1 protein-coding gene and 1 pseudogene are annotated in these 730 nt (G+C 42.1%); one reads left to right on the forward strand and one right to left on the reverse strand.

Going from position 1 to position 730, the window contains the following annotated elements; genetic code table 11:
- The first annotated feature begins 42 nt into the window (after window positions 1-42).
- The gene (locus ABHN01_RS25640) at window positions 43-144 is read left to right on the forward strand and encodes a DUF4931 domain-containing protein (RefSeq protein ID WP_429877890.1); all 102 of its coding nucleotides are present in this window, start codon (window positions 43-45) and stop codon (window positions 142-144) included.
- Window positions 145-538: 394 nt separating this feature from the next.
- Here ABHN01_RS25640 and ABHN01_RS25645 read toward each other — a convergent pair.
- Window positions 539-730, reverse strand: a pseudogene (locus ABHN01_RS25645) (phospholipase D-like domain-containing protein); the annotation flags it as partial.

Genomic DNA, 730 nt, shown 5'->3' on the forward strand with positions numbered 1-730 from the left:
TATGAAAGAAAAGCCTCTTCATTAAAGAAGGGGTTTTCTTTCATATGGAAAAAGAGCATACAAAGCGGCCATTATCAATTTGTGATTTTCTTTAAAAATCACGGTCCGTATTCTGGAGGAACACTTCGTCATCCGCATATGTAATTCATCGGTTTTAATGAGGATTACCATCAAAACATCAATCCCACCCCATTTTAGGGCATGTTGATAAACAGGATGAGATGATTAAGATTAATATTTCTACAAAACCAAAAATGGGGTTTTATGAGCTGAATATTTGAACATGAGAGTAGAGTCAGATTTATAGCAAGAGCAATAAGCTTAACCGACAAATCCAAAAGAACCGAGAATGCCTTGCGTGGATTAAAAGCGTACCGATAAGCGAGTTGATGCGCTTTGGAAGATAATCGAGAGCACCATCACGCTCGGTGATGTGTGGGCCTAACTTTTTGATCAGTTTACGAATGGCTTCAGGTTTATTTTGAATGTTCCATGAAACCTGGGTTCGGCTCTTCCTGCGTCATCAATCCCAACAGCACGCGACGCCAACATCAGGAATCTCCCCATCGATGATCATTACTTTCGCGTGCAATAACCTTTATTATAGAGATAGATTTGAACCCCGGCTTTCCAACAGTTCGCCGTAAAAGGTTGGGCTTGCAAGGGACACGATTTTTTGATCCGCGCGCTGTGGAACCAGTAATCTTACACGGACACCACGGGCCACAGC

Source organism: Fictibacillus sp. NRS-1165, from assembly GCF_050468105.1.
GTDB classification, from domain to species: domain Bacteria; phylum Bacillota; class Bacilli; order Bacillales; family Fictibacillaceae; genus Fictibacillus_C; species Fictibacillus_C terrinigri.